The sequence below is a fragment of the Solibacillus palustris genome (assembly GCF_022549215.1).
Taxonomy (GTDB): Bacteria; Bacillota; Bacilli; order Bacillales_A; family Planococcaceae; genus Solibacillus; species Solibacillus daqui.
Genome location: NZ_JAKZFC010000001.1, coordinates 1,097,493 through 1,123,071 on the forward strand (window position 1 = coordinate 1,097,493; position 25,579 = coordinate 1,123,071).

The following is a 25,579-nucleotide window of genomic DNA, read 5'->3' on the forward strand; positions in this document are numbered from 1 at the left end:
ATATTATGTTCTTCGCTTAGCCTTTTCTATTTTAATTGTTATTCTCCATCATCCGTAGTACCATCGTCTGTACCTGGTGTGGTAGGATCAGTTGGTTGTGTTGGTGGTGGAGTAGTTTCATCTGGAACTTCCGTGTTACCGTTGCCATTACCATTGTTACCGTTACCGTTACCGTTACCATTGCCATTGCCATTGCCATTGCCATTGCCATTGCCATTGTTACCGTTACCGTTACCGTTACCATTATTACCGTTATCGGTAGAATCATTTGGATTTTCTGGTTGGCTTGGTTTTTCGTTATTGTCGTCTGGTTCTTCGGGCTTTGTAGGTTCTTCCACGACTGGTTCACCTTCAACAAATAATGTTACAGATGCTGGATCACTGCGTAAATCACCTGAAATTGCAGTTACTGTAAAGTTATATGTTTTTCCTTTTTCAATACCTGGAATTTGAGCAGTAGTAGCACTTGATGTTGCTACGACACTAGAAGCCCCACCTTCAACGCTCATTTTCACTTCATATGTGACTGGATCTAAATTTTCACCGTTTTCATCCGTACCTTCTGTAAGTGAAGGGTGTGTCCATGATAAGTCTGCAAGCTGTGCCACTTCATTGAATGTTGCAGTTAGACCTGTTGGAGCATCCAACGTTTGTGGAACATATTCTTCTGAATATTCAGTTGGTTGTGTACCTTTAACAAAAAGTTCTTTGCTACGCATATTTGATGGTGTGTAGCTGGTTGCTAATTGTAAAGGTTTTGACCCAATCACAACATCTGCAGACACAACCGAGCTTGGCTGTTTAAATGAAGATGATGGATTGTTGCGATCTAAATCAGTCATAATTGATTTGAATAAATATTGAGGCATCCAGCGTTCGTCCCAAGTCGTGATGGCATCTTTTCGCTTTGAATACCCGCCCCAAATGGCAATCGAGTAGTTCGTTGAGTAGCCAGCAAACCATGAATCTGGTACAGAACCACGTTTTAAATTAAATTTACTAAATTCATCTGAAGAATAGTTAGTAGTTCCTGTTTTCCCAGCGATATCAACGCCAGAAACTGCAGCACGTGGTGCAGAGGCATTACGCTTGTTACTGACAACATCACGTAAAATATCTGTCACCATATAAGCTGTATAATCACTCATTGCAATTTTTGGTTCTGGTTTATAAGATTTTGATGTTTTACCATCACGGAATACGATTTTTGAAATCGAATGTGCGTCGTTATACGTGCCGTTATTACCAAATGCTGCATAAGATGCAGCCATTTGAATTGGTGACATTGTTACATGACCGCCACCGATTGCATCTGACTCTACTAGGCTATCCGTTTTAATCCCTAAGTTTGCAATAAATTGCTGTGCACGATCTGCGCCAACTTCTTTAAATGCCTTAACTGCTGGGATATTTCGAGATGCATACAATGCTTCACGTGCTGTCATCGGACCTAAGTACTTGCTATCCCAGTTTGTGATAACTTGTTTTGATCCTGTGTAATTCATAGGTTCATCGACCAATGTTTGACCTGTAGACCATTTTAAATGCTCGATTGCTGGACCGTAATCAATTAAAGGTTTAATTGTCGAACCTGGAGAGCGGGATGAGTTGTCATAGGCAAAGTTATAGTTAAAGCCTTTATAGTTACGACCACCACCAATGGCACGAAGTTCACCTGTTTGTGTATCGACAACTGCAACACCCGCTTCAATGTTTTCAGTAGGGAAGTTGCTGTCGTTATTCATGACATTTTCTACGATTGTTTGTGCTTGTGGATCAAGCGTTGTGTATACTTTAATCCCTTCAGCAATTAATTCACCATCGCCCTTTTCCTCTAGCTCTGATAATACAACGTCTAAAAACGCAGGGTATTTCGTTTCGAGATTGGCCACACGTTGTTCTTCAGGAATTAAGCCAGCTGTAATATCTACGGCTTTTGCTTCATCCGCTTGAGCTTGTGTAATTTTGTTGTGTTGTACCATTAAAGAAAGGACAATATTACGACGTTTTTCAGCATTTTCTGGTTTTTTGTATGGGTTAAAGTTATTTGGGCTTTGTGGCATACCCGCTAATTGAGCAGATTCTGCTAATGTTAATTCGCTTAATTCTTTGCCATAAAATTCTTTAGCCGCTGTTCCGAATCCATAAATTCGACCAGACATTAATATTTTATTGAAGTACATTTCAAAAATTTCTTCTTTTGAATATTGGCGTTCTAGCTGCACAGCAAGCCATGCCTCTTGTGCTTTACGCTCTAATTTTTTCTCATTTGTAAAGAATGAATTTTTGACAACTTGCTGTGTAATTGTACTCGCACCTTGCGCACCAAAGCCGTCTCGGAGGTTGGCAAATACCGCACCACCTAAACGCCATAAATCGACACCGAAATGTTCAAAGAAACGAGAATCTTCTGTTGCAATGATGGCATCGATCATTTGTTGTGGAATATCTTCATATTTGACATATTCACGATTTTCTGCCCCTATTTTTGCAAATAGCTCTCCATTCACATCGTAAAACTCAGAAGATATAGGGTCTTTTAATAATTCCTCGTCTAATTCTGGTGCTTTGCTTACGTAGTAGCCAAATAATGCGGCTCCACTCGCTAAACCTAACCCTCCGATTAAGACAATGGTTAACACGATGCGTTTAATCCATTTTCCAGCGGATGTTTTATTTTTAGTTTTTTTTGCTTTTTGTTGTGATTGACGTTCACGCTTAATATCTTCACGTGTTCTTCTTTTTTCCGTCACGTTATTTCTCCTCACTTTCACAAACTGCTTTGTCTGCGATTAATACATCCACTGCTTTTAAATAATCTAGCCGAGGTAAATAGCCTTCGTGAATTTCAATTGCCTCGGTTTCAAAAAAAGTGAATGGAATCGATTTTCTACCACCATTTTTCATATTCTCGTAGAATCGTTCCACAATTTCATATAATACGACAAAGTTGCGTTGAAGCGTACTAAAACGCACGATAAAAAACGAAATACCACGTTGATGTAGAACCGATTTCATATGTTCCATTTGGTGTGGATGGATATTTTTCAATGGAAAGGATGTTTTACTATCCGTTTCCTTTGCTTCAAAATCGATATAGTAGCCATTGTACACACCATTATAATCCGTCGTTGAAGGCGTGCGGAAATAAGCCTCACGAATAACTGCAGCACTTCTTGCCGGATAATCTACTTTGACGATTTGGATTGGAACAGGTTTCTTGTGTATAATTGCCAATTTTTGCTGTAAATAAAACACATTTGTTTCATTTAAATCATCTTCTAAGCTTTTTCCACGGTTACTATACGAAACTTCTTTTTTTTTTGTTCCTTTTGATGCCCTCACTTTTAACTGTTTTGGCTCGTCTTCTTTCGTACCGATGTAAAGTTTACCATTTGGGTAACGTATGACCATGGAATCACCATCCTTCTTGTTACGAAAACGTACGTCAACATTTTACCATAAAGATACTAATACAAAATAATTTTAATTGTCTTTAATCTTGTTGTAATTAATAAAAATATTGCAAAAAAGCACTACTTTTAGCGAATCAGCACCAGTTTTGTCTTAGACAAAGGAATAAATAAGACTTTAGCGAATCTATTCAAAAAAAAGGGGGGAACCGATTGAGTAAAATTGCATCTATCATTCGGCAAATCGACTTAGCACAAAATTTGCTTACACTACAATTTGAACAGCAACGCCTGCATCTTTCACAACACTATTTATTGCGTACCCTTGCCGTTTATCAAAAGGTTAGCTTAGCAGAAAATAGAGAGCAAGTAAAGAATACACGTTCGTATATGAGTAGTACAAATGATTAGAATTTGATACACTAAACGAAAAATGAGCTTTTAACGTTGAGGTGTATACAATGCAATTAATGGATCAAACTAAAATTTTAATACAAGAATGCGAGGCGTGTTTAACACGTTTTCAAAAAATGCGTGATGAGGATCGAGAGCCAGATTTTTTTAATGAAGTAAAGCCGCATGCAGATTCGATTCATGCCCAATTAAAAATCTGGCAACAGCTCGCGCAAATTTGGATTTCAAAAACAGCGCCCAAAAATTTATATGTACAACAAATTGACCATGCAGCTGATGCGATGGAGCAATTTGTTGTGCAGTCTTTTTATAAAGGCACAAGTAAAAAACGCTTCATCCAATCGATTCAATCTACGATGTATACGCTCCATTTAGTCGTACGAAAAATTGAGGAAGGTGATGCACATGTTGAGTAAAAAACGTACGGTAAGTGAGCTATTAGCAGAATGGCAATTCGATGAGGAAATGAAACACAATATCACGAGCATGCATACCATCGAAGCCACACCAGCTCATTATGCGGATTTCCCTGCTGAAATGCATCATTCTATTAAAAAGGCACTTCATGCACGAGATATCAAACAGCTATATACACATCAGCGTCAAGCGTTTGACTATGCACAGCAAGATAAGCACTTTACGGCAATTACACCAACAGCATCAGGGAAATCGTATTGCTATCATTTACCGGTGTTACAAAAAATTTTAGAAGATAAATCAAGTCGTGCAATTTATTTATTTCCAACAAAAGCGTTAGCTCAAGACCAAAAATCGGATTTAAATGAACTAATTGAGCTAATGGACGAGGATATTTTAAGCTATACATATGATGGTGACACAGCGCCTGGTATTCGCCAAAAAATTCGTAAGGCAGGTCATATCGTGATGACAAACCCGGATATGCTACATTCGGGCATTTTGCCGCACCATACGAAATGGGTATCGTTGTTTGAAAACTTAAAGTACATTGTGATCGATGAGTTACATTCGTATAAAGGGGTATTTGGTTCACATGTGGCACATGTCATTCGCCGATTACAGCGCATTTGTGAATTTTACGGAAGTAATCCTATTTTCATTTGTACAAGTGCGACCATTAAAAATCCAAAAGAGCTTGCCGAAAGTTTAACGAACGCGCAACATGAACTTATTTCAAAGTCAGGTGCGCCAGTAGGGAAGAAAACTTTTGTCTTTTACAATCCACCGATTATACATCCCACATTTGGTGTACGTCGGAGTGCGGTACTAGAAGTGCGTGATATTTCGAGACGTCTTTTTGAAACGGGCATTCAAACAATTATTTTTGCGAAATCCCGTGTACGTGTGGAAATGCTTGTGACGTACTTAAAATCATTAACAACGAAAAAAATTGCTGATGAATCCATTCAAGGTTACCGAGGTGGCTATTTACCGAGTGAGCGTCGAGAAATCGAAAAAGGTTTGCGCGATGGCAAAATTCAAATGGTCATAAGTACAAATGCGCTTGAACTAGGGGTTGATATTGGTCAATTACAAGCATGCATTATGACAGGCTACCCGGGGAATATAGCGAGTGCATGGCAACAAGCAGGGCGCGCGGGAAGACGTCAGGACGAGGCATTAATTGTTTATGTAGCTCAATCTACCGCGCTTGATCAATATGTTGTGCAGCATCCGAGCTTTATGTTAGGTAGCTCGCCTGAGGAAGCCCGTATTAATCCTGAAAACATGTTAATTTTAATGGAGCATTTAAAGTGTGCCGCTTTTGAATTGCCTTTTTCAAAGGCCGATTCATACGGTGAATATGAGGTACAGGAGTTGCTTGCTTATTTGGAGGAAGAGGGAGTACTTGTCAAAACATCGACCAAATGGCACTGGATGAGTGAACGTTTTCCAGCGCATGAAATTTCATTGCGTTCTGCTGCTCAGGAAAATGTCGTAATTATAGATATTTCAACGCCTAGCAATACAAAAGTAATCGGTGAAATGGATACTTACAGTGCAATGACGCTTTTACATGAAGAGGCCATTTATATTCATCAAGGGACACAATTCCAGGTGGAAAAGCTCGATTGGGATGAAAAGAAGGCATTTGTACGAGAGGTTGATGTTGATTATTTTACGGATGCCAATTTAGCGGTAGAATTAAAAGTATTAAGTGAAGACAAATCAGCAAGCTTCAGTGGTGCGACGGTTAGCTACGGAGATGTCAGTCTGCTTGCTATTCCAACGATTTTCAAAAAAATAAAACTGCATGAAAAAAACGAGAATATTGGCTCGGGCCCAATTAACTTACCACCGATGGAAATGCACACAAATGCAACATGGTTAAGCTTTGAAGTAGTCGAAGGTTGGAATGATGAAAGGTTGGCAGAAGCGCTTGAAGGTGCTGCACAAGCTCTAGGAAGTTTTATTCCATTATTCATTCATTGTGATCGTACCGATGTTTCAGTAGTCCCACAGGTTAAAGCTACGCACAATGAGAAGCCGACGCTGTTTATCTATGACAGCTATCCAGGTGGTATCGGGTTAAGTGAGAAGGTTTATGATATTATTTTAAGCCTTGTAGAAAGAACGTTAAAACATGTTCAATTATGTCCTTGCCCAAGTGGTTGCCCTTCATGTGTAGGACCACAAAACAGTTTAACTGACAGTCCAAAAAAAGATGCGATTAAACTATTGCAAAACTTAGCAAGTGAATTAAATAAATAAATGTAAAAGAGGTTGGACGCTATTGATGCATTCAACCTTTTAAATTTCCTTCTTTTATTAGATTGTAAATTAAAGGATTTCTAGACTTTTTTTGATTAAATTTTATTTGGAACGAACGGTAATCGTAAAAAAAGTGAAATTATTTCAAAAAAATATTTTGTATAAATATGGATTATTCCCCTCGATTCGCTTATAATCAACCGCGGGTATAAATTAGTTTCATTAAACAAGTGTATCTAGATAAGGAGCGAGAGAATAGCGGTTACGATGATAATAGCCCCACTGTAAGATAAGAAAGAAAAAGCGAGTATGCATAAGTTTTTAGAAAGCTAAAACCTGTTTATCGTAATATATTGAGTATTTTATTTTTTGATTCTTTAATGTTTATTGTTGAAAAGCTATTAAATTAAATAAATAGCCTATCATCGTAACAAGGGGTTGACGAATGGTGAAGGAAGTACTCAAGGCTCAAAGAGACAGTTGTTTTACTTATATTTTCACTTGGTAATCGTACTTCGAATGTGGCTAGAACGATTATCAATATGCAACTACTACATTTGGTGATGAACCAAATAAAATGAAATTATTAGGAAAGTGGTAAGGATATGAATAGCTTAAAAACAAAAATGGTAGCGGTGTTTTCTGTGTTAATTATACTAATGGGGGGTTCTATTGGTTTTCTGGTTATTCAATCCTCTTCTAAATTAGTCATTCAATCCATAAGTAAGCAAGCGACTAAAATAGGTGAATATACTCTTAGTCAAATGGATGCAGAAAAATATAGTGTGATTATAAAAGACAGAAAAGAAAACGATTATTTTAATCAATTACAAGACAAGTTTGAGGAAATAAGCGTAGCAAATGATTTGAATTATCTTTATACAATGAGCAGAGAGAAAACAGACAATGGATATGAATATTTTTATGTTATTACAGGGGATGCGGTTGCATTAGGTGATATTGAAGAAAACGGTGCAGAGTATGACAAGATGGTGCAAACTTTTGAGACAGGACAAACAAGTGAACCTGAAATATCCTCTGACGATTTCGGGAATTTACTTTCAATATACATACCAATTAAGGATAAATCCGGGGAAGTTATTAGTGTATTAGGCGTGGATTACAATGCAACAGATATTATCAATTTAGAGAAACAGAATGCTTTGGAAATGGTTCTACTTACAGGTGTTTTTCTGATTATTAGTATAATTATTATTTTTATATTTTCTAAAATAGTCACTAAACCTTTAGAAAGTTTAACGAAGCAAGCAAAGAAAATTTCTGAAGGAGACTTAAATTTCCAGGTTAAAACGGAAGGCAAGGATGAAATAAGTGCATTGTCACGTTCATTTGAAAAAATGGTTGTCGACCTAAGAGAAATTATTGCAGATATTAATTCAACAACAGTTACAATGAATGATACGACACAAGAGCTCAGCCAATTTGTGAAAACAACTGAAGAAGCTTCGGGTAATATTACACAATCAATGGAAGAAACAGCTATAGGAATTGAAAAGCAATCCGAAGAAGTGAATAATATTTTAGAAATGATGTCAAATATGATGACTTTTCTACATGAAGGAGTTGCCCAAGTAAAGAGAACTGTTGAAAATGCCAAAATTTCAACGGATACAGCACAAAAGGGTAAGGAATCAATGCGTGAGGCCACAGTTCAACTTCATGAGTTAATTAAAACTGTAGAATCTGCAACTGGAACGGTTCAAAGTTTAGCCAAGCGTTCCGATGAGGTCGGAGAAATTATTAATGTAATTTCTGACATTGCAAATCAAACGAATTTACTTGCTTTAAATGCAGCAATTGAGGCGGCAAGAGCAGGGGAAAATGGAAAAGGTTTTGCCGTTGTGGCAGATGAAGTTCGAAAACTGGCTGAGCAATCTCAATCAGCTGCCAATAAAATAATTGATTTAATTGAATCTATCCAAAAAGAGACGAATGAAACAGTGGTTAAGATGGAACAAAACTTGAAGGCTGTTCAGAAGCAAGAGCAATTGATTGACCAAGGAGACGAAGCCTTAAATGTGATTGTTAACATGGTAGGGCAAACGGAAAAAGATACGAGTCAGATTGAAGTTGTCTTTAATGATCTTCAAAAAGATTCTCAAAAAGTTTTGGAAGCCTTAGAAACTATCTCAGCTGTCATTGAAGAAAATACAGCGGTTACGGAGGAAGTAGCTTCAGCTTCAAAAGATCAATCAACCGTAATTAGCCGCATTGTCGAAAATGTGCATAAAGTTGAAGGAATATCTAAAGTTCTTAAAAATAAAGTAGATAAGTTTAAAATATAACGGACATACACCTTGTCCTTTTCTATGATTTCAATGGTTGGGGAATGCAAGTGGAAAACAATCAAATAAATCTAACTTTTCGTCGTAGTAGGTTTCAGACTTTAGTAAGAAATGAAAAGTTTTGATTTGGGAATGATAAGTTGGCGTGCAAGTAAATTTTAATATTTTACCTATAGATACATTCTTGGGTAGTATAGGGAGAGTACTGTTCAATTTGAGCAGTGCTTTTTTCCTTTTAGGTAAATAGATTGCAATGTTGTGTTTACCTCTAAAAACCATATTAGACATGTATTTATAGTAAACTGTAAACAATTTAAACGATAATAAAGTGTGAAGTGAAAATTTGTAAATTAGATAGGCATATATTGGATATGTAACCAAAATACGCCTATACACTTATAAATTATGGAACTCTTGTTCTTTGTGTTTACTTTGTTTACTGTTCAATTTATTGTTATTATAAAGGTGAGAATATCTAGTATTAAGATGAATAGAGATGTCCCTATATTTTGTGTTGAAACATGAATTGCAATAAAATTCGCTTCATCACGCATGATAATATTGGCTCCGGTCCCATTTCGATTCCAACAATGGAGCATACGAATGCCACTTGGATGAGCTTTGATTTACCTGAAAACTGGACAGAAGAACAACTGACGGATGCCTTAACAGGAGCTGCCTATGCAATCAGTAGCTTTGTGCCTCTATTTATTCATTGCGACCGTTCGGATATTTCGGTTGTGCCGCAAGTAAAGGCCATTCATAACGAAAAGCCGACGCTACTTATCTATGATAGTTATCCTGGTGAAATTGGCTTAAGTGAGCGAGTGTATGATGTACTGTTGCCATTATTAGAAAAAACAAAGCAGCATGTCTTTTATGTCCTTGTGAGCATGGCTGCCCGGCATGTATTGGTGCACAGGATACGTTAGGTGAAAGCAAAAAACAAGTCATCAAAGTATTAACAACATTAATCAACGAAATGATGTGAAGGCATGTCATATGAAAATAAAATCTTACAAATGAAAAAAATGCTTGGTAAAAAAACAGAAACGAAACAGGAAAAGGTATACTTTTTAAAGCCCGAAGCACCAAGTTATACCGAATCTTGGCGACAAGCTGGACTTGAGCTAGTAGAAAATGATTTTGGTGTACTCTTCAAGCGAGAGGTACATTACCCTTTCATGTACCAACACGGCAATTATCGTCTTGGGGAACTATTTACGGCGTTAAAACGTTGGAAATCACAGGGGGAGGATCATCCGTTTGCCATTTCGGAGGACGAGGCGATTGTTTTCTTTGATACTGAAACAACAGGTCTAAAAGGTGCGGGTACGCATATCTTTTTATTAGGTTTTTTAGAGTCAGATGATGAAGGCTTTACAATGACGCAATATGTATTAGCAGATCCATCGAATGAGGCTGCATTGCTTTTCGAATCGAAAATGTGGCAGCGTAATGTGACGATTGTTTCGTACAATGGCAAAAGTTTTGACTGGCCACAGCTACATGTGCGCTGGACATTGAATCAGCAACATATTCCTAAATTAAAAGAACAGCGCCAAGTCGATTTACTGCATAGCTCGAAGCGTTTATGGAAAGACGACTTGTCGCGCATGAAGCTAACGCAAGTAGAGCAGGATAAGCTCGGTTTTTATCGGAAAGGGGATATTCCTGGCCATTTAGCGCCGATTATTTATTTCGATGCAGTGAAAACTGGAAATGCAGAAACGTTAATGAAGGTGCTCGTTCATAATGAATGGGACTTATTATCGCTAATTACATTATATATTCATTCGACGAATTTATTGCTTGATACGATTACAACAGAATCGGCGACAACCTATACGAATATTGGGAAATGGTTCGGTGATTTAAAGCAACGTCAAACGAGCGCGGACATTTTAAAAGCTGTTACAGCACATTTTGACTCTACTGAAACAGGATTTGCGCATTTTTATTTAGCGTTTGAATTAAAGCGTGAAGGCGAGTATGAGCTTGCAATTGAAGCGTTTCAATCAGCATTGCCAACAATCCCTGACAAAAAACAATTGCAAGCTTATGAACAACTTGCGATGCTTTTTGAGCACAAAATGAAGGATTATGCCCAAGCCTTTATCTATTCAAAAAAGGGGCGTGAACTAATTGAACATATTGCTTTTGAGAAACAGACCCAATATAAAAAACAACAACAAAGCTGGCAAAAAAGATTACAACGTATAGCTACAAAAAATCAAAACAAATAACATCACCAAGACAACGAGTAGAAAAACAAATATTGCGTTACAATAATGTAAGTGGATGTCTTTTCTTGTATGGATTTCATTGCCATTTTATAATACCCAATCCAACAAAAAATTCGCAATGGCGACATATGTAATAGGTACGAATGGGTTGACCTATGATATAATACAATCAAGAAAGTTGCGTGATGGAAGGACGAGGTACAATGGATATTAAATTAACAGCTGACTATATATTAGAAAAAGATTTTAAAAAAAGTATGAAGGGCTATAATATAGATGAGGTCGACCAATTTTTAGATGCTATTCGCGAAGATTATGACGCCTTTACAGCGAAAATTGCGGCACTTGAAGAAGAAAATGCACGCTTAAAGCAGGAAGTGGCAACTTCAAGTCGTAAAACGGTGGCAACACCATCGCCAATTAGCACGAACAATACAAATTTTGACATTTTAAAACGACTGTCGAATTTAGAAAAACATGTATTTGGTAGTAAACTATACGAATAGTTAAACTATTTTTAAGTATGTTGTTTTTTTATAACATGTGCAGTATACTTTAGTCATACATCAATTATCGAGTAATCGCTGCACTCTTGAAGTGTAGAGGAAAGTCCATGCTCACACGCGGCTGCGATGCCCGTAGTGTTCGTGCTTACTGAAAAAATAAGGTAAGGCAAAGAGATTCTCTTTGACGGCGGAAGGAAGTCCTAAGTCTTTTGATATGGATGACACTTCCTGAAAGTGCCACAGTGACGGAGCTTATTAGGAAACTAATAAGGTGGAACGAGGTAAACCCCATGAGTGAGAAACCCAAATTATGGTAGGGGCACTCTCCAGAAGGAAATGAACGGATGGAGGGACGTAAGAATTTCTTACGTAGATAGATGATTACTACCTAGTCGTACGAGGCGAAAGCCGTTTGAGTACTTAGGAACAAAACATGGCTTATTGATTATTGATGCTTTTTTTTAATATTAAAAGGGCTCTCCATTATTTTTTGTGGAGAGCCTTTCTTAATAGAAAAAACAATCAATTAGATACATTAATACATAAAAGTAGTTTGTGAATAGAATATAAGGGGATATTTACGTGAACGGAATCATGTCAGATTTACCAGCTGTACAAGAGCTAACATTATCACAGTATCCGAAAAATCTTATTGAACAAGTATTTGCTAATATTGCGGATGGTATCATGATTACAGATCGCCATAAAAAAATCGTAACAGTAAATGCAGCATTTGAATTTGTAACGGGTTATACAAGTGAAGAGGTTCGAGGCAAAAAACCTTCAGTCATACAATCGGGCATACATGATCGAACGTTTTATGTGAACATGTGGAGCCGAATTGCCGAAGAGGGCATGTGGCAAGGTGAAATTTGGAACCGACGTAAAACTGGAGAGCTTTACCCGGAATGGTTGAAGATTTTAGCCATCAAGTCTGAAGAAGGCGAAATTACAAACTACTGTGCGATTTTTACGGATTTGTCGGAGCGTAAAGTCGTAGAGGATGAATTAGCAAAACGGTCGTTATATGATTCATTAACAGATGTTTGTAATCGCTTTGCTTTTATCGATCGTATGAAAACGCTATTAGAAGTTTCCGATAACAAAGTACAACGGATTCAGCATGCCGTATTTTTTTTAGATTTAGATCGATTCAAGCAAGTAAATGATACACTTGGTCATTCAATTGGTGATTTATTGCTAGTAGAAGTGTCAAAGCGTATAAAATGTTTATTAAAAAATAAAGATATTTTAGCTCGTTTTGGCGGCGATGAATTTGTTATTACGCTATCGAATATTAAGCATCCCCGTGAAGCAGCGCAGTTTGCCGAACGTTTAATTCGTGCATTTGAACAACCGATACGCATTCATGATCAAGATATTTATGTGTCTACGAGCATCGGGATTAGTATTTATCCTGAGGATGGCACATCAACGGAAATGTTAATTAATCGTGCTGTCAAGGCAATGACTTTCTCAAAAGAAAATGGGCGTAATTGTTTCTCGTTTTATTTTGAAGAATTAAAAACGGATTCAAATCGTGTGCTAGCGTTAGATGGTGAGCTTCGTAAGGCAATTGAAAATCGTGAATTTACATTAGCATTTCAGCCGAAAATTTGTGTAGAAACTCAAAATATTATTGGTTTAGAGGCGCTAGTACGATGGAAGAGTGAAAAATTGGGCTTTGTGTCACCGGCAGAATTTATTGAGTATGCGGAAGAATCAGGTTTAATCATTCCGCTTAGCGAAATTATTTTTGAATTGGCATGTGAAGGGTATCATAAGCTTGTAGCGGCAGGATATCCGAAAGTACCAATTGCAATTAATGTTTCGAGCATACATTTCCAGCAACAAAGTTTTTTAGAGTCGGTGCAAACCATACTAGAGCGTAATAATACATCGGCACAAAATTTCGAAATAGAAGTGACAGAGCGCACAGTGATGAATACTGCACAAGAAACGATTAGTAAACTCGTGAAGCTAAAGCAACTTGGGTTTAAATTATCAATTGATGACTTTGGGACAGGCTATTCTTCACTAAGTTATTTAGTACGATTCCCGCTAGATGTGTTGAAAATTGACCGCAGTTTTATTCAACATATTTGCTCGTTGGATGATAAGCAGGCAATTGTTGATGCTATTATTCAAATGGCGCATCGTTTACAAATAAAAGTTGTAGCAGAGGGCGTTGAAAATGTTCAACAAGTAGAGCTGCTAAGATCGATGGGCTGTGATTTTATTCAAGGTTACTATTATAGCAAACCGCTACCGATGGACGAATTAATCGACTTCATACATTTTTGGGAAGTTGAGCATCAAGGAAGGATTTAATTTATGACAAAATTTCAATTAGTTGCGACTGCAGCAATGGGGTTAGAGGCAATCGTTGCAGAAGAAGTGCGTGAATTAGGCTACGAAACACGTGTCGATAACGGCAAAGTTTATTTTGAAGGAGACGAGTTAGCAATTGCTCGTACGAATTTATGGTTACGTGTAGCAGACCGCGTGAAAATTGTAGTGGCAAAATTCCCAGCAAAAACATTTGATCAATTATTCGAAGGTGTCAAAGCCATTCAGTGGGAAAAATATTTACCGGTAGATGCGAATTTCCCGGTATCAGGCAAATCGGTAAAATCGAAATTATACAGTGTGCCAGACTGCCAAGCTATCACTAAAAAAGCGATTGTTGAGCGCATGAAGCTGGCGTATAAACGTTTAGGCTTTTTAGATGAATCCGGTCCATTATTTAAAATTGAAATTTCAATTTTAAAGGACGAGGCAACATTAACAATAGATACATCTGGGGCTGGACTCCATAAGCGTGGCTACCGTACAAGCCAAGGTGAAGCGCCATTAAAAGAAACATTAGCAGCGGCACTTATAAAAGTATCAAAATGGTCACCAAGTCGTCCATTCGTTGACCCGTTCTGTGGCTCAGGTACAATTGCACTTGAAGCAGCAATGATTGGTCAAAACATCGCACCAGGCTACAACCGTGAGTTCGTGTCAGAAGCTTGGCCATGGATGAAGCAAGCAATTTGGGATCAAGCGCGTGATGAAGCAGATGAAAAGGCAGATTATGATCAAGAACTATCAATTATTGGCACAGATATCGATCATCGCATGGTTTCTATTGCACAGGAAAACGCGATCGAAGCAGGCTTTGGTGATATGATTACATTTAAGCAAATGCAAGCAATCGATTTTACTACGAAATTAACAGACGGTGTTATTGTAACGAATCCACCATATGGGGAACGTATCGGTGAACTTGAAGAAATCGAAAAAATGCTACGCCAATTCGGAGATGTAATGAAAAACTATCCAACATGGTCAGTTTATATGCTGTCTTCAATGGAAGATTTAGAAGTACATTACGGCAAAAAGGCTACAAAAAAACGTAAGCTATTCAATGGTTTCATCCGCACAGATTACTATCAATTCTGGGGACAAAAATCAAAACGCGAGCAATAAAAGTAACCAAACTAACATTTATTTTAGAACTCCAGTTGCTATTTATGAGGCAATTGGAGTTTTTTTGTTTTATTTTAGGATGTTATGAGTAGGAATTTCTTTTGAAACATAGTATAATAATCAGTACTGAATTTTTTTGTATATGTAAAAATGACTTAATGCGGAAGGGATGAGTGAGCGTTCCTTCCGCTTCATATTGAGGGGGAACTTTGATTTGAGAAAATCATTACCGTTTGAATTATCACGGGAAAAAACGTTTTTCGATTCTCTTGGCGATTGGCTAGGAGACGTTCTGTATGATGAATTACCAGAGCGCGGCTTTGAATGTCGTGATGAGCAAATTTTCATGGCTTACCAAATCGAGCAAGCATTAAAAGAAAAGAATGTATTATTCGCAGAAGCAGGTGTAGGTACAGGGAAAACAATTGCTTATTTATTACCGGCTGTATCCTATGCGCGCTATACAGGAAAACCAGCGTTAATCGCATGTGCAGATGAAACATTAATCGACCAGCTTGTTAAAGAAGGTGGCGATATTCATAAATTACGTGACGTTCTTGGATTAGATATCGACGTACGTTTAGCAAAATCGCGTGACCAATATTTATGTTTAAAGCGCTTTGAAGAAGCCGAGAAAACAGAAACAGAAGAGTGGATTGATGATATCGCCTTTTCTATTCCTGATGGTGTGTATGCTCAGGGAAGTATGATTGCCGTGCAGCCATATGGTGATCGTTCAGATTACCCAGGCGTGAGCGATGAAGATTGGCAAAAAGTCAATTACAACTCAATTATGCAATGTGCAGTATGTGATTTACGTAACCGATGTGGGCAAACTTTGCACCGCGCACACTACCGTAAATCATCAGACTTAATCATCTGTTCTCAGGACTTTTTGATGGAGCACTTAGCGACAAAGGAATCACGTGAACGTGAAGGCCAATTGCCATTACTTCCGGATGTGTCAATGGTTGTACTTGATGAAGGTCACTTGTTAGAATATGCGGCGCAAAAAGCACTAACCTATAAAGTACAAGCATATACGATTGTTGAGCTACTTGAACGCTTAATGGTAGATGGTGTTCGTGAGCGTACGCTTTATGCGATGGAGCACTTACAAGATCACCATGAGCTATTTTTCGATCAATTACGTGATGATGTAGTGCCATCAGAGGAAGATCGCAAGCGCATTAGTAAATCAGAGCGCCTTATTCAATTAGGCCAACGTGTTATTGCAGATGTTGAACAACTATTAGAGGAATTTGTATTTGAGTCTGAATTATATATGATTCCAGAATATGAATTAAATATGGCCGAGGAGTTTTTAGAACATTACGCAGCTGCGATTCGCATTTTTGTAGCGCAAGGCGATGCAGTTGATTGGTTAGAGGATACAGACGGTGAGGAAACATTAGTCATTATGCCTCGACTGATTACGGATGTTCTATCAGAAACATTATTCTCGAAAAAAATGCCGATTGTTTTCTCATCAGCGACATTATCTGTTAATAAAGACTTCAGCTATATCGCGACAAGCCTAGGCATTGAAAAATTCCAAAGCTTCAGCGTACCGTCACCGTTTGACTATGAGGAAGTTATGAAAATTTACTTGCACGAACTATCACAAGTTGAAAAAGTAGCGCAAGTAGAAGCGTTATTGAAAGATAATAAAAAAACGCTAATATTATTTAAATCCAAACAAGCGATGAATGAGTTTAAATCAAAACTTAGTTTAATGACACGCTTGAATGTTGCGTTTGAAGGGGAACGTGAACTTTCTGCGATTGTACGCGACTTCCAAAATGGCGACATCCAGACATTATGTTCCTATCATTTATGGGAAGGGCTAGATTTACCAGAGGAAGCATTAACACGCGTGGTCATTTTTGATTTACCATTCCCACCGCAAGACCCATTATTTGATGCGAAGCGTTCATTTGCGACGAATCCGTTCGAAGAAGTGGAACTACCATTTATGCTATTACGTTTACAGCAAGGGATGGGCCGTTTAATTCGTACTTCGAATGACCATGGCGATATTCATATTCTATTAAATGAACATGAAGCACAGTCAAAAGACAAATTTTTCAATATTTTAGCGGTAGAGCCGCAATAATGATAAGCCCGTTCGAGTTCTTCGAGCGGGTTTTTGTTTGTGGATAGGAATGTACCAATAATTATAAAAAAGACATCATTTCGTGCTATTTGTCGCAAATTGAGTTTTTTGAATGGTAAAATTTATGTGGTATGAGATGAGTAAAATAAGTTGTTCAAACGTCTATATAAGTAAGGGGGTGGAAAAGCTGTGCCGATTGCTCGAATGTATGAGGAGTATAGTGAAGTGGTGTACCAATTTATCTATTTATTAGTTGGTGAAAAGGAGCTTGCTAAGGACTTAACTCAAGAAACGTTTAAACTTGCTTCAGCGGGGTTCAAACCCCGCTGAAGCAAGTAAATGCCCCCGGCGGATGTCACAGATTTTTTAGAGGAGTTTTTCGAGCGGGCTCGAAAAAATCTGGACGCAATTACGCCGGCGCGTAATTGATAGGCGATGAATAATTTCTCTAGTTTTCGTGGTGATGCAAGTGAAAAAACTTGGCTTATGAAAATAGCGCGGAATATCGTTTATGACCATTTCAGGCGTAAGAAAGTTTTGAAGTTTATCCCGTTTTTACAAGAACATGAGCAAATTGATTATACATATGCACCAGAGAAATGGTTGGAATCAAAGGATAGTCAACATCAGCTATATAAGGCACTCGGACAATTACCACATCAATACCGAGAAGCGATTGTACTACGAAAAATTGAAGGCTTTTCTATCAAAGAGAGTGCAGAAATTTTAGGCTGGAATGAAGCGAAAGTAAGAAATGCTACGGAGAGAGGAATAAAAAAATTGCAGCAGCTGTTAGGAGGAGATGAAGATGCTTGAAAAAAAATTGCAAAATATCACACGTCCAACACTGGATGCCTTGACGAAAGAAAAGCATTTAGAAAAGCTAATTAATAGACAGCAGCATGTTCGAAAAAAACAAACATGGCGTTATGTAACAACACTCATTGCATTTGTAGTGCTCTCCTTATTTTTTATTCAATCCCTGCAATTTACAGCGCCGAATGAACAGCAACAGGCACAAGAACTTAAGGTTGGCCCGATACAAAAGGCGAGCTATTTATATTCTACAAATGCTATACGTTCTTATAATTTCCCTTCAATCTTTATTACAGGTGAGGAAATTACAACGGACGTAAGTTATTTACAAAGCATTGAGCAATTATTAAACGGGCTTGAAAAAATACCATTTGAAGGGAGTTTGTCTGCAGGTCAAGGAGCCGCTCATTATATGTTGGAGCAAAAAAATGGTGATAATATCTACTTAAAAAAAGTGTATTTTGAGAATAGTACTATATTAATTGATATGAAAACAAACCAAGCAATACACCTTTCCGAGGAAACAGCCTCAGAACTCGAAAAAATTTGGATGAATGTCTATTTAGAAGATAATGACTTTCCGTTATGGAAAATTATTGTACTAACAGTTTTGGTTTGCTTTGTAGTATTTGTTTGGAAAAGAGAAAGAGTAGCGTTCAAGAAAAGAAAAACTGCTTCAATGGTAGTGAATATAGTATTGTTCGTCTTACTATTTTCAAGCTATAACTTGTTTTTTAAATGGTATGGTGTAGCAAATTTAGCGATATTTTCACTTTTTATGGCCTTTTATATGACGGTGGATTACATTGTGGATAGGAAATTTAATCAATCTAAGTTGTCATGGAACCAATACTTAATAGGATTAGTACTTACTTTAGGAATAGTATTTGTCTTATTCGTATAAAAAATCGCTCGCATGCTTCTATGCGAACGATTTTTTTGTTTTTAGTTTTCATCATCAATTGTGTATAAAATGCAAATGTCACCAATGCCTTCGATTGTAGCAGGTAACTTAAATGCTTGTTGGAAGCCAAATAGTTTCGTGTGGCCGACCATCACTGTTGGAGGGGTAATATCTAGCTCTAAATCATTCTGGCCGGTAAATGTACATAAATTACCTGCAATCATATTACCAAGCTCCCCCGTAAATGATTCAAGCATTGGACCCTCAAGTGGCATACCGAACATGCCTGAACCAACTGCACCGAAAATTTCAGGTGATCCATCGATAATAATACGTCCCTTTAAATCGCCAACTAAGCCGATTAAAACACCCATTTCCTTTTGCTCATATGGCTCATTAGCAATACTGGGTGATTTCACGTCTATATTCATAGGTAAAATAGTTTTTAATGAATGTATGGTCCCATTTAAAATCGTTTGAATATGTTTCGAAGCGTTCAAAAATTAACACGTCCTCCCATGAACCTTTACAATATTTTACCACTATTTTCGACAAAATGTATAGATAAAATGTCGAATAATTGAACTTGATTTAACCGAGGTGGAATTGATTATTGACGTATGATAATATAATCATTATAATGATATTGATAATTATTATCGATTGATAAAGGGCGGTGTAACAAATGCTTTATACATTGATTGGAGCAACGGTGCTAGCGTATTTAGCGATTGGCAATTATGTATTAAAAAATACAGTGAAATAATACCGCAATCTATAACTTTAAAAAATAAATCATTCCATCGCATTGTCACAATTGATAATGCGCTTTTTTTATAGCTATTTCTATAAAAACCTAATCGATAATAAGTAATAAATGAAGCTTGTTGATATGATTCAATTTACAGTTAGAAATCGTACAAAGCATTTAGAAAGATTTAACAGGAAATGATCATTTTCGATTTTGAAAATGGCCTTTTTTCTTAACTGTCAATTATCGGAAAATAGCAATTTAGATACATAAAGTTAAGTGAATTCAAGGAATTTATGGAAAAAAATGATTCTGACAATAATTTTTGCGAAAACGTGCCGATTTTCTCTAAAAATCATGGTACTATAGATTTGTGACAAAACTAAGGCAAAACCGTATAAAGGGGAAACAAGTATGACATTGTTTGATGATAAAATTCAAGGATTGTTACAACAATCTGCATTACAATACATAATTTATAAAGAAAACGAAGATACAGAGCGCATTGAAAAATTAAACCTTTTCGCGCGCAAATTATTACAAAAAGAATTCGTAATTGGTTTTGCGGGGCACTTCTCTGCTGGTAAATCAAGTATGATCAATGCATTATCTGGAGAGAACATTTTAGCAACAAGTCCAATTCCGACAAGTGCTAACATCGTAAAGGTGCATAAATCAGATGAGGACTTTGCAATTCTTTATTTACACAACGAAAAGCCAGTTAAATTTGAGGCTGGTTATGATATTAAGCAAGTAAAAGAACTAAGTAAAAATGGTGAGCTCGTTTCACAAATTGAAATTGGCCATAGTACATCAAGTTTGCCAGAAGGTGTAACCGTAATGGATACACCAGGGGTTGACTCAACAGATGATGCACACGCGATGAGTACAGAGTCTGCACTACATATTGCAGATATGGTGTTCTATACAATGGACTACAATCACGTCCAATCCGAGTTAAACTTTCAATTTACGAAGCAATTGATGAAATATAATCCAAACGTCTATTTAATTGTTAACCAAATTGATAAGCACCGTGATACAGAGCTATCTTTCGAAGATTTCAAACAATCAGTGCACAATTCATTCGCAGCGTGGGGCGTTTATCCGAAAGATATTTTCTTCACGTCTTTACGTGAAAAAGAATTACCAAATAACGATTTCGATAAAGTGAAAAAAATCGTTATGGATTCAATGAACGATTGGCAGGATCAATTAATTTTAACAGCGGAAAACACGCTAACAAAATTACAGCATGAGCATGAAACATACTTGGAAGAAGAGAAGCAAGATCGTTTCACAACGTATGCAGAAGTGGTGTCAGAAGATGATTGGCAGCACCGTGATGATATTTTAGAGCAATACGATAAATTAACGCGTCAAACGGAACTTTTCTCATTTGACGTATTTGATAAGCAATTTGATGAAAACCGTAAAGAACTTCTTGCAAACGCTGCCATTATGCCAGCTGATGTACGTGAAAAATTACGTGAGTATTTGGAAAGTCAGCAAGATGATTTTAAAGTGGGCGGTCTATTCACAGCCAAAAAGAAAACTGCAGAAGCGAAAGTACAGCGTCAAGAAGATGCGTATGTGGCATTTAACCACGTTGTACAATCACAAATTACGGGTCATATGAAGGCATTAATGAAAACAGCATTAAAGGATGTAGGTGCACTAAACGATGAGCGTGCAGCAGCCATTGATGCGAAGGAATTTAACTTCCCATTTTCAATTATAGAAGACCAAGTACAAAAAAGTGCGGTCATTACAGGGGATGCGGTACTGAACTTTGCTAACCGTGTGTCTGAAGCGGTAAAACGTTACTTCATTCAAATGACAGACGCTTGGAAGCTAGAGCAAAAAGCAACATTAGAACAAGTAGCAGCCGAAGCAGCAGCGCCAGTCAAATTAAAAATTAATGCGATGACAGAAAAAGTACAAGCATTAAAACACATCATTCAAGTTGAACAATTCCAAGCATTTAGCAATACGCTAATGAAGCAAGTATCAAACGAAATTCGCGCGGAATCAAAAATTCATTTAGAAAAATGGACGCGTGAGCATGAGCAGGCGTTAAAGGATATTCGTCCGTTTGATGAATCGATGTTACTAACGAATACAGCAGCAGAGGAAATCGTTGAAGACCAACAGCTTGAAAAAATCGGCTCAGGTTTAAATATTGAAAAAGTTACAGAGCGTGCATTAAAAACAGCTCATATTTTATCAGATGTGCAGGGCTTTAAAGAGGTTTCGAACTTCTTGACGAAAAAGGTCGAACGTTTGCAAAAACGTGATTTTACAATCGCTTTATTCGGTGCGTTCTCTGCAGGTAAATCAAGCTTCTCGAATGCATTAATGGGTGATAGAGTATTACCAGTTTCACCAAACCCAACAACTGCAGCGATTAACAAAATTCGCCCAGTAACACCAGACCATCCACATGAAACAGCGGATGTGCACTTAAAAACAGAAGGGCAATTATTAGAAGATATTAAAAGTTCATACGCGGCAATTGGCTTAACGGTTAATTCGTTACAAGAAGCGTTTGACCGTGCAGCGGAAGGTTTAGCGGTGCAATTGTCTGATGAGCGCTTAAATGTCCATAAATCATTTATTCGTGCCTATTCTGAAGGATACGAAACATTCTTGCCGAAATTAGGTACGACATTACGTGTAAACCGACATGATTTCGAAAAGTATGTAGCGCAAGAAAATCGTTCATGTTTCGTTGATAATATTGATTTCTATTTTGATTCTCCACTTACTCGTATGGGTGTTACATTAGTCGATACACCAGGTGCAGACTCAATTAACGCACGTCATACAGGGGTTGCGTTTGATTATATTCGTAATGCGGATGCGATTTTATTCATTACGTATTACAACCATGCCTTCGCAAAAGCTGATCGTGAATTCTTAATTCAATTAGGTCGTGTAAAGGATGCCTTCGAGTTAGATAAAATGTTCTTCATTGTCAATGCGATTGATTTAGCGTCAACAATGGAAGAAGAGGAAGAAGTAAAAGGCTATGTACGCACAGAGTTACAACGCTTCGGAATCCGTTTCCCAAGACTTTACGGCGTATCAAGCTTACTTGCATTAAAAGAAAAGCAAGAACAAAAAGAACATGAATCAGGTATGGCACCGTTTGAAGATGCATTCCATCACTTCTTAAACGACGAGTTAATGGGCATTGCGGTACAAGCCTTACAAGAAGAAATAGAGAAAACAGAGGACCGTCTGCATGATTTAATTACGCAAACCGAAGACAACTTAAAGCGTAAAGATGAGCGTTTAGGAGAACTTGCACACTTAGAGCAGCACGTGCGCGGAAAATACCAAACAACGCAAACATCGATGGTAGAAAGTGACTCAAAGCAAGAGCTAGATGAACTACTTTATTACGTATTACAGCGTGTGTACTACCGTTACCCTGATTTCTTCCGCGAAAGCTACAACCCGTCGACATTTGCACAAATGCCGGTACAGCAAGCGTTAGAAACAGCGCTAAAAGAAGTGTTACAAGCATTAAGCTTTGACTTTGCACAGGAATTACGTGTAACGAACTTCCGTTTAGCACAATTTGTTGAAAAGAAAATGAATGAACGCTACAAAGATGAAGCACGTGATTTAAAAGAGTTAAACCCAAGCTTTGCATTTATGGCTTATGAAACGGGCGAGCCAGAAATTTTGGATTACACAGGACCATTTAACGACCCAGCCCCATATGTAGGCGTGAAATCAAACTTCAAAAATGTTAAAGCCTTCTTCGAGAAAAACGAAAAAGAACTATTACGTGACGCGTTAGAGCAATTAACAAAGCCAGATGCACAAAAATATTTGGATACAGAAAAGGTCAAATTAATCGAATGGGCGAATCGTTTCATTGCAATTGAAGCAGAAGGGTTACGTCAACATATGCTAGAACAAGCCGTCGAGCAAATTGAGACAGAGCGCTTGTTATTACAAGAAGAAAGCCGTTTAGCAGTTTGGAAAGATATCTACGCACAATTAAAAGCGTAAAGGGGAATCGATATGCAATCAACGATTTTTGTATCAGCCAATAAAATGGAACGTAACGGACGAATCATTGACGTCCGTTACGATTTAACAAATGAACAATTTGGCAAACAATTATATAAGGAAGGGCATATTGAAGGCGCAATTTATTGGGATTTAAACGATGACCTTTCCGATATGACACGTGATGAAGGACGTCATCCACTTCCAAGTAAAGAGCAACTACAACAGCTTTTCGAGCAAAATGGATTATATGTTAATGATGCCATTTACATTTATGACCAAGGTGCATCACCATTCGCAACTCGTGCCTGGTGGATTCTACACTATGCTGGCTTTAATCATGCTTACGTTGTAAACGGTGGCTTTGAAGCAATGAAGGGGGCAGGATTTTCTATATCGAAGGAAGTTCCTATATTTGCTCCTACAATGTTGAATTTACAATGGAATGACGAGATATTATTGAAACGTTCGGACATGGTACGATTAATTAATGGCGAATCTAAGACAACCATACTGGATGCTCGTGCAAATGCGCGTTACCGTGGGGAGATAGAGCCACTAGATGCCATTGCAGGCCACATCCCAACAGCAAAAAACTACGATTGGGAACAGCTACGCGAAGGTAAAGACTTAGTTATAACGTCATCCTTATTAGCAAAAGTAAAAAAAGACGAGGATATTGTTGTGTACTGTGGTTCAGGTGTAACTGCTACTCCAGTTTATTCGATTTTAAAACAGGCGGGCTATGAAAAAGTAAAAATTTACATGGCTGGCTATAGTGACTGGGTAAAGCACGAAACAGTTGAACAAAGCGAGAATTTGTAAGCACAACGGAATTAGCTCAAAGAAAAAGATTTAGCGCAATTTTTCATAACTTGAAAAATTGCGCTTTTCATTTGTAAAATTTATGCAAAAATGAGTCGCTATTCATAAAATGTGATAAAGTATATATAAATGAGATTGCAGAATAAAGGAGTGAAAAGTTATGTTTTTTAAGAAAAAATCTGAACAGCATACACAATCTGGTGTAAATATGGTCAATGGATTTGTATCATTTCAGGCAATTAAGCTTAATGTACATTGCTTTGAAATTGACGGTGTATTAATCGATACTGGCTCGGCATCACTCTTACAGGAATTTAAGCCATTTTTCTCACAGCTTGATATCGATCAAATTGTGCTAACGCATTATCATGAAGATCATTCAGGAGGTGCGCATTATTTACAAACAAAATATAATGTACCTGTTTATATGAGTGACGTTCGTCGCCAAGAGTGTACATATAAAGCAAGATATCCGTTATACCGCAAGCTATTTTGGGGTAGTCGTGAGCCGTTTGAAGCAAATGGGATTGGTAACCGTTTTTCATCACGTACGGCAAACTGGCAAGTAATTAAAACACCTGGGCATTCAGATGATCATTTAGCATTTTTAAATGAACAAACGGGCCAGCTATTTACAGGAGATTTATATGTAACACCAAAAACAAAGGTTGTATTACGTGAGGAAAGTATTCCACAAATTATATCTTCCATAGAGCGTGTATTAACCTATGATTTTGGCGAGGTATTTTGTAACCATGCAGGCTATATAAAGGACGGAAAACAAGCGTTACGTACGAAGCTAGATTATTTACAAGATTTACGTGGCAAAATTGAAATGATGAATGACGAAGGGCTGTCTGTGAAGGAAATTACTGGGCAACTTTTCGAGAAAAAATATCCGATTATGAAACTGTCGTTAGGTGAATGGGACTCAGCGCATATTGTGTCATCGGTATTACGTAAAAGCTAAAAAATGGGGAGAATTTCTTATGCGAGTTATAGAAATTCTCTTTTTTGTTGATTGATAAATATGCAATAAAATCTTTACAATTCCTTTACAATTAAAATAATTGTAAAAAGGGTAAGATAAT

General features: G+C 37.4%; 18 protein-coding genes, 1 other RNA gene and 1 pseudogene. 17 read left to right on the forward strand and 3 right to left on the reverse strand.

Features of this window, described 5'->3' with window-relative positions:
* Positions 1–38: 38 nt before the first annotated feature.
* Positions 39–2,753, reverse strand: a complete 2,715-nt coding sequence (locus LZ480_RS05200) for a PBP1A family penicillin-binding protein (RefSeq protein ID WP_241368315.1) — start codon at positions 2,751–2,753, stop codon at positions 39–41.
* 1 nt (position 2,754) lies between these two features.
* Complete coding sequence (gene recU / locus LZ480_RS05205; protein WP_241368316.1) at positions 2,755–3,414, reverse strand: Holliday junction resolvase RecU; 660 nt, start codon at positions 3,412–3,414, stop codon at positions 2,755–2,757.
* Positions 3,415–3,626: 212 nt separating this feature from the next.
* On the opposite strand from recU, the gene LZ480_RS05210 reads away from it, so the two are divergent.
* The 14 genes and pseudogenes from LZ480_RS05210 to LZ480_RS05275 all read left to right on the forward strand — a co-directional run bounded on the left by LZ480_RS05210 (position 3,627) and on the right by LZ480_RS05275 (position 18,886).
* Positions 3,627–3,824, forward strand: a complete 198-nt coding sequence (locus LZ480_RS05210; protein ID WP_241368317.1) for a molecular chaperone — start codon at positions 3,627–3,629, stop codon at positions 3,822–3,824.
* A 50-nt stretch (positions 3,825–3,874) separates the two neighbouring features.
* On the forward strand, positions 3,875–4,243 hold the full coding sequence (locus LZ480_RS05215) for a YppE family protein (RefSeq protein WP_241368318.1): 369 nt from the start codon (positions 3,875–3,877) through the stop codon (positions 4,241–4,243).
* The gene (locus LZ480_RS05220; RefSeq protein ID WP_241368319.1) at positions 4,233–6,518 is read left to right on the forward strand and encodes a DEAD/DEAH box helicase; all 2,286 of its coding nucleotides are present in this window, start codon (positions 4,233–4,235) and stop codon (positions 6,516–6,518) included. The genes LZ480_RS05215 and LZ480_RS05220 overlap by 11 nt, the downstream gene beginning before the upstream one ends.
* A gap of 605 nt (positions 6,519–7,123) precedes the next feature.
* Complete coding sequence (locus tag LZ480_RS05225) at positions 7,124–8,824, forward strand: methyl-accepting chemotaxis protein (protein WP_241368320.1); 1,701 nt, start codon at positions 7,124–7,126, stop codon at positions 8,822–8,824.
* A 533-nt stretch (positions 8,825–9,357) separates the two neighbouring features.
* Positions 9,358–9,815, forward strand: a pseudogene (locus LZ480_RS05230) (Zn-binding domain-containing protein); the annotation flags it as partial.
* Positions 9,816–9,819: 4 nt separating this feature from the next.
* Positions 9,820–11,070, forward strand: a complete 1,251-nt coding sequence (locus LZ480_RS05235) for a ribonuclease H-like domain-containing protein (protein ID WP_241368321.1) — start codon at positions 9,820–9,822, stop codon at positions 11,068–11,070.
* A gap of 203 nt (positions 11,071–11,273) precedes the next feature.
* The gene (gpsB, locus tag LZ480_RS05240) at positions 11,274–11,576 is read left to right on the forward strand and encodes a cell division regulator GpsB (RefSeq protein WP_241368322.1); all 303 of its coding nucleotides are present in this window, start codon (positions 11,274–11,276) and stop codon (positions 11,574–11,576) included.
* Between the two features lie 63 nt (positions 11,577–11,639).
* Positions 11,640–12,022, forward strand: an RNA gene (gene rnpB, locus LZ480_RS05245) — RNase P RNA component class B.
* Positions 12,023–12,170: 148 nt separating this feature from the next.
* Positions 12,171–13,907, forward strand: a complete 1,737-nt coding sequence (locus LZ480_RS05250; protein ID WP_255731294.1) for a putative bifunctional diguanylate cyclase/phosphodiesterase — start codon at positions 12,171–12,173, stop codon at positions 13,905–13,907.
* A 3-nt stretch (positions 13,908–13,910) separates the two neighbouring features.
* A complete protein-coding gene (locus tag LZ480_RS05255) occupies positions 13,911–15,050 on the forward strand; it encodes a THUMP domain-containing class I SAM-dependent RNA methyltransferase (protein ID WP_241368324.1) in 1,140 nt (379 codons plus the stop codon).
* A gap of 214 nt (positions 15,051–15,264) precedes the next feature.
* Positions 15,265–17,166: an ATP-dependent DNA helicase gene (locus tag LZ480_RS05260; protein ID WP_241368325.1), complete on the forward strand. Its 1,902-nt coding sequence runs from the start codon at positions 15,265–15,267 to the stop codon at positions 17,164–17,166.
* Positions 17,167–17,355: 189 nt separating this feature from the next.
* Entirely contained in the window at positions 17,356–17,496 is a 141-nt protein-coding gene (locus LZ480_RS05265) for a hypothetical protein (RefSeq protein WP_241368326.1), read from the forward strand.
* A 105-nt stretch (positions 17,497–17,601) separates the two neighbouring features.
* Positions 17,602–17,982, forward strand: a complete 381-nt coding sequence (locus tag LZ480_RS05270) for an RNA polymerase sigma factor (protein WP_255731200.1) — start codon at positions 17,602–17,604, stop codon at positions 17,980–17,982.
* Positions 17,975–18,886 carry a hypothetical protein gene (locus tag LZ480_RS05275; RefSeq protein ID WP_241368328.1) on the forward strand — a complete coding sequence of 304 codons (912 nt, stop codon included), beginning with the start codon at positions 17,975–17,977 and terminating at the stop codon, positions 18,884–18,886. Before LZ480_RS05270 ends, LZ480_RS05275 begins: the two co-directional genes overlap by 8 nt.
* Before the next feature lie 41 nt (positions 18,887–18,927).
* On the opposite strand, the gene LZ480_RS05280 is transcribed toward LZ480_RS05275, so the two are convergent.
* Positions 18,928–19,386, reverse strand: coding sequence for a chemotaxis protein CheX (locus LZ480_RS05280; protein ID WP_241368329.1), 459 nt, complete (start codon positions 19,384–19,386; stop codon positions 18,928–18,930).
* Positions 19,387–20,051: 665 nt separating this feature from the next.
* On the opposite strand from LZ480_RS05280, the gene LZ480_RS05285 reads away from it, so the two are divergent.
* From LZ480_RS05285 to LZ480_RS05295, 3 genes are all read left to right on the forward strand, one after another.
* On the forward strand, positions 20,052–23,663 hold the full coding sequence (locus tag LZ480_RS05285; RefSeq protein ID WP_241368330.1) for a dynamin family protein: 3,612 nt from the start codon (positions 20,052–20,054) through the stop codon (positions 23,661–23,663).
* Positions 23,664–23,675: 12 nt separating this feature from the next.
* Positions 23,676–24,488 carry a sulfurtransferase gene (locus LZ480_RS05290; RefSeq protein ID WP_241368331.1) on the forward strand — a complete coding sequence of 271 codons (813 nt, stop codon included), beginning with the start codon at positions 23,676–23,678 and terminating at the stop codon, positions 24,486–24,488.
* A 160-nt stretch (positions 24,489–24,648) separates the two neighbouring features.
* The gene (locus LZ480_RS05295) at positions 24,649–25,458 is read left to right on the forward strand and encodes an MBL fold metallo-hydrolase (protein ID WP_241368332.1); all 810 of its coding nucleotides are present in this window, start codon (positions 24,649–24,651) and stop codon (positions 25,456–25,458) included.
* The last annotated feature ends 121 nt before the right edge of the window (positions 25,459–25,579 follow it).

Coding starts and splice junctions, on each gene's coding strand:
- LZ480_RS05250 (WP_255731294.1), top strand. CDS start 12,171: ATGTCAGATTTACCAGCTGTACAAGAGCTAACATTATCACAGTATCCG.
- LZ480_RS05255 (WP_241368324.1), top strand. CDS start 13,911: ATGACAAAATTTCAATTAGTTGCGACTGCAGCAATGGGGTTAGAGGCA.
- LZ480_RS05295 (WP_241368332.1), top strand. CDS start 24,649: ATGTTTTTTAAGAAAAAATCTGAACAGCATACACAATCTGGTGTAAAT.
- LZ480_RS05275 (WP_241368328.1), top strand. CDS start 17,975: ATGCTTGAAAAAAAATTGCAAAATATCACACGTCCAACACTGGATGCC.
- LZ480_RS05225 (WP_241368320.1), top strand. CDS start 7,124: ATGAATAGCTTAAAAACAAAAATGGTAGCGGTGTTTTCTGTGTTAATT.
- recU (WP_241368316.1), bottom strand. CDS start 3,414: ATGGTCATACGTTACCCAAATGGTAAACTTTACATCGGTACGAAAGAA.
- LZ480_RS05235 (WP_241368321.1), top strand. CDS start 9,820: ATGTCATATGAAAATAAAATCTTACAAATGAAAAAAATGCTTGGTAAA.
- LZ480_RS05290 (WP_241368331.1), top strand. CDS start 23,676: ATGCAATCAACGATTTTTGTATCAGCCAATAAAATGGAACGTAACGGA.
- LZ480_RS05220 (WP_241368319.1), top strand. CDS start 4,233: ATGTTGAGTAAAAAACGTACGGTAAGTGAGCTATTAGCAGAATGGCAA.
- LZ480_RS05285 (WP_241368330.1), top strand. CDS start 20,052: ATGACATTGTTTGATGATAAAATTCAAGGATTGTTACAACAATCTGCA.
- LZ480_RS05270 (WP_255731200.1), top strand. CDS start 17,602: ATGAATAATTTCTCTAGTTTTCGTGGTGATGCAAGTGAAAAAACTTGG.
- gpsB (WP_241368322.1), top strand. CDS start 11,274: ATGGATATTAAATTAACAGCTGACTATATATTAGAAAAAGATTTTAAA.
- LZ480_RS05215 (WP_241368318.1), top strand. CDS start 3,875: ATGCAATTAATGGATCAAACTAAAATTTTAATACAAGAATGCGAGGCG.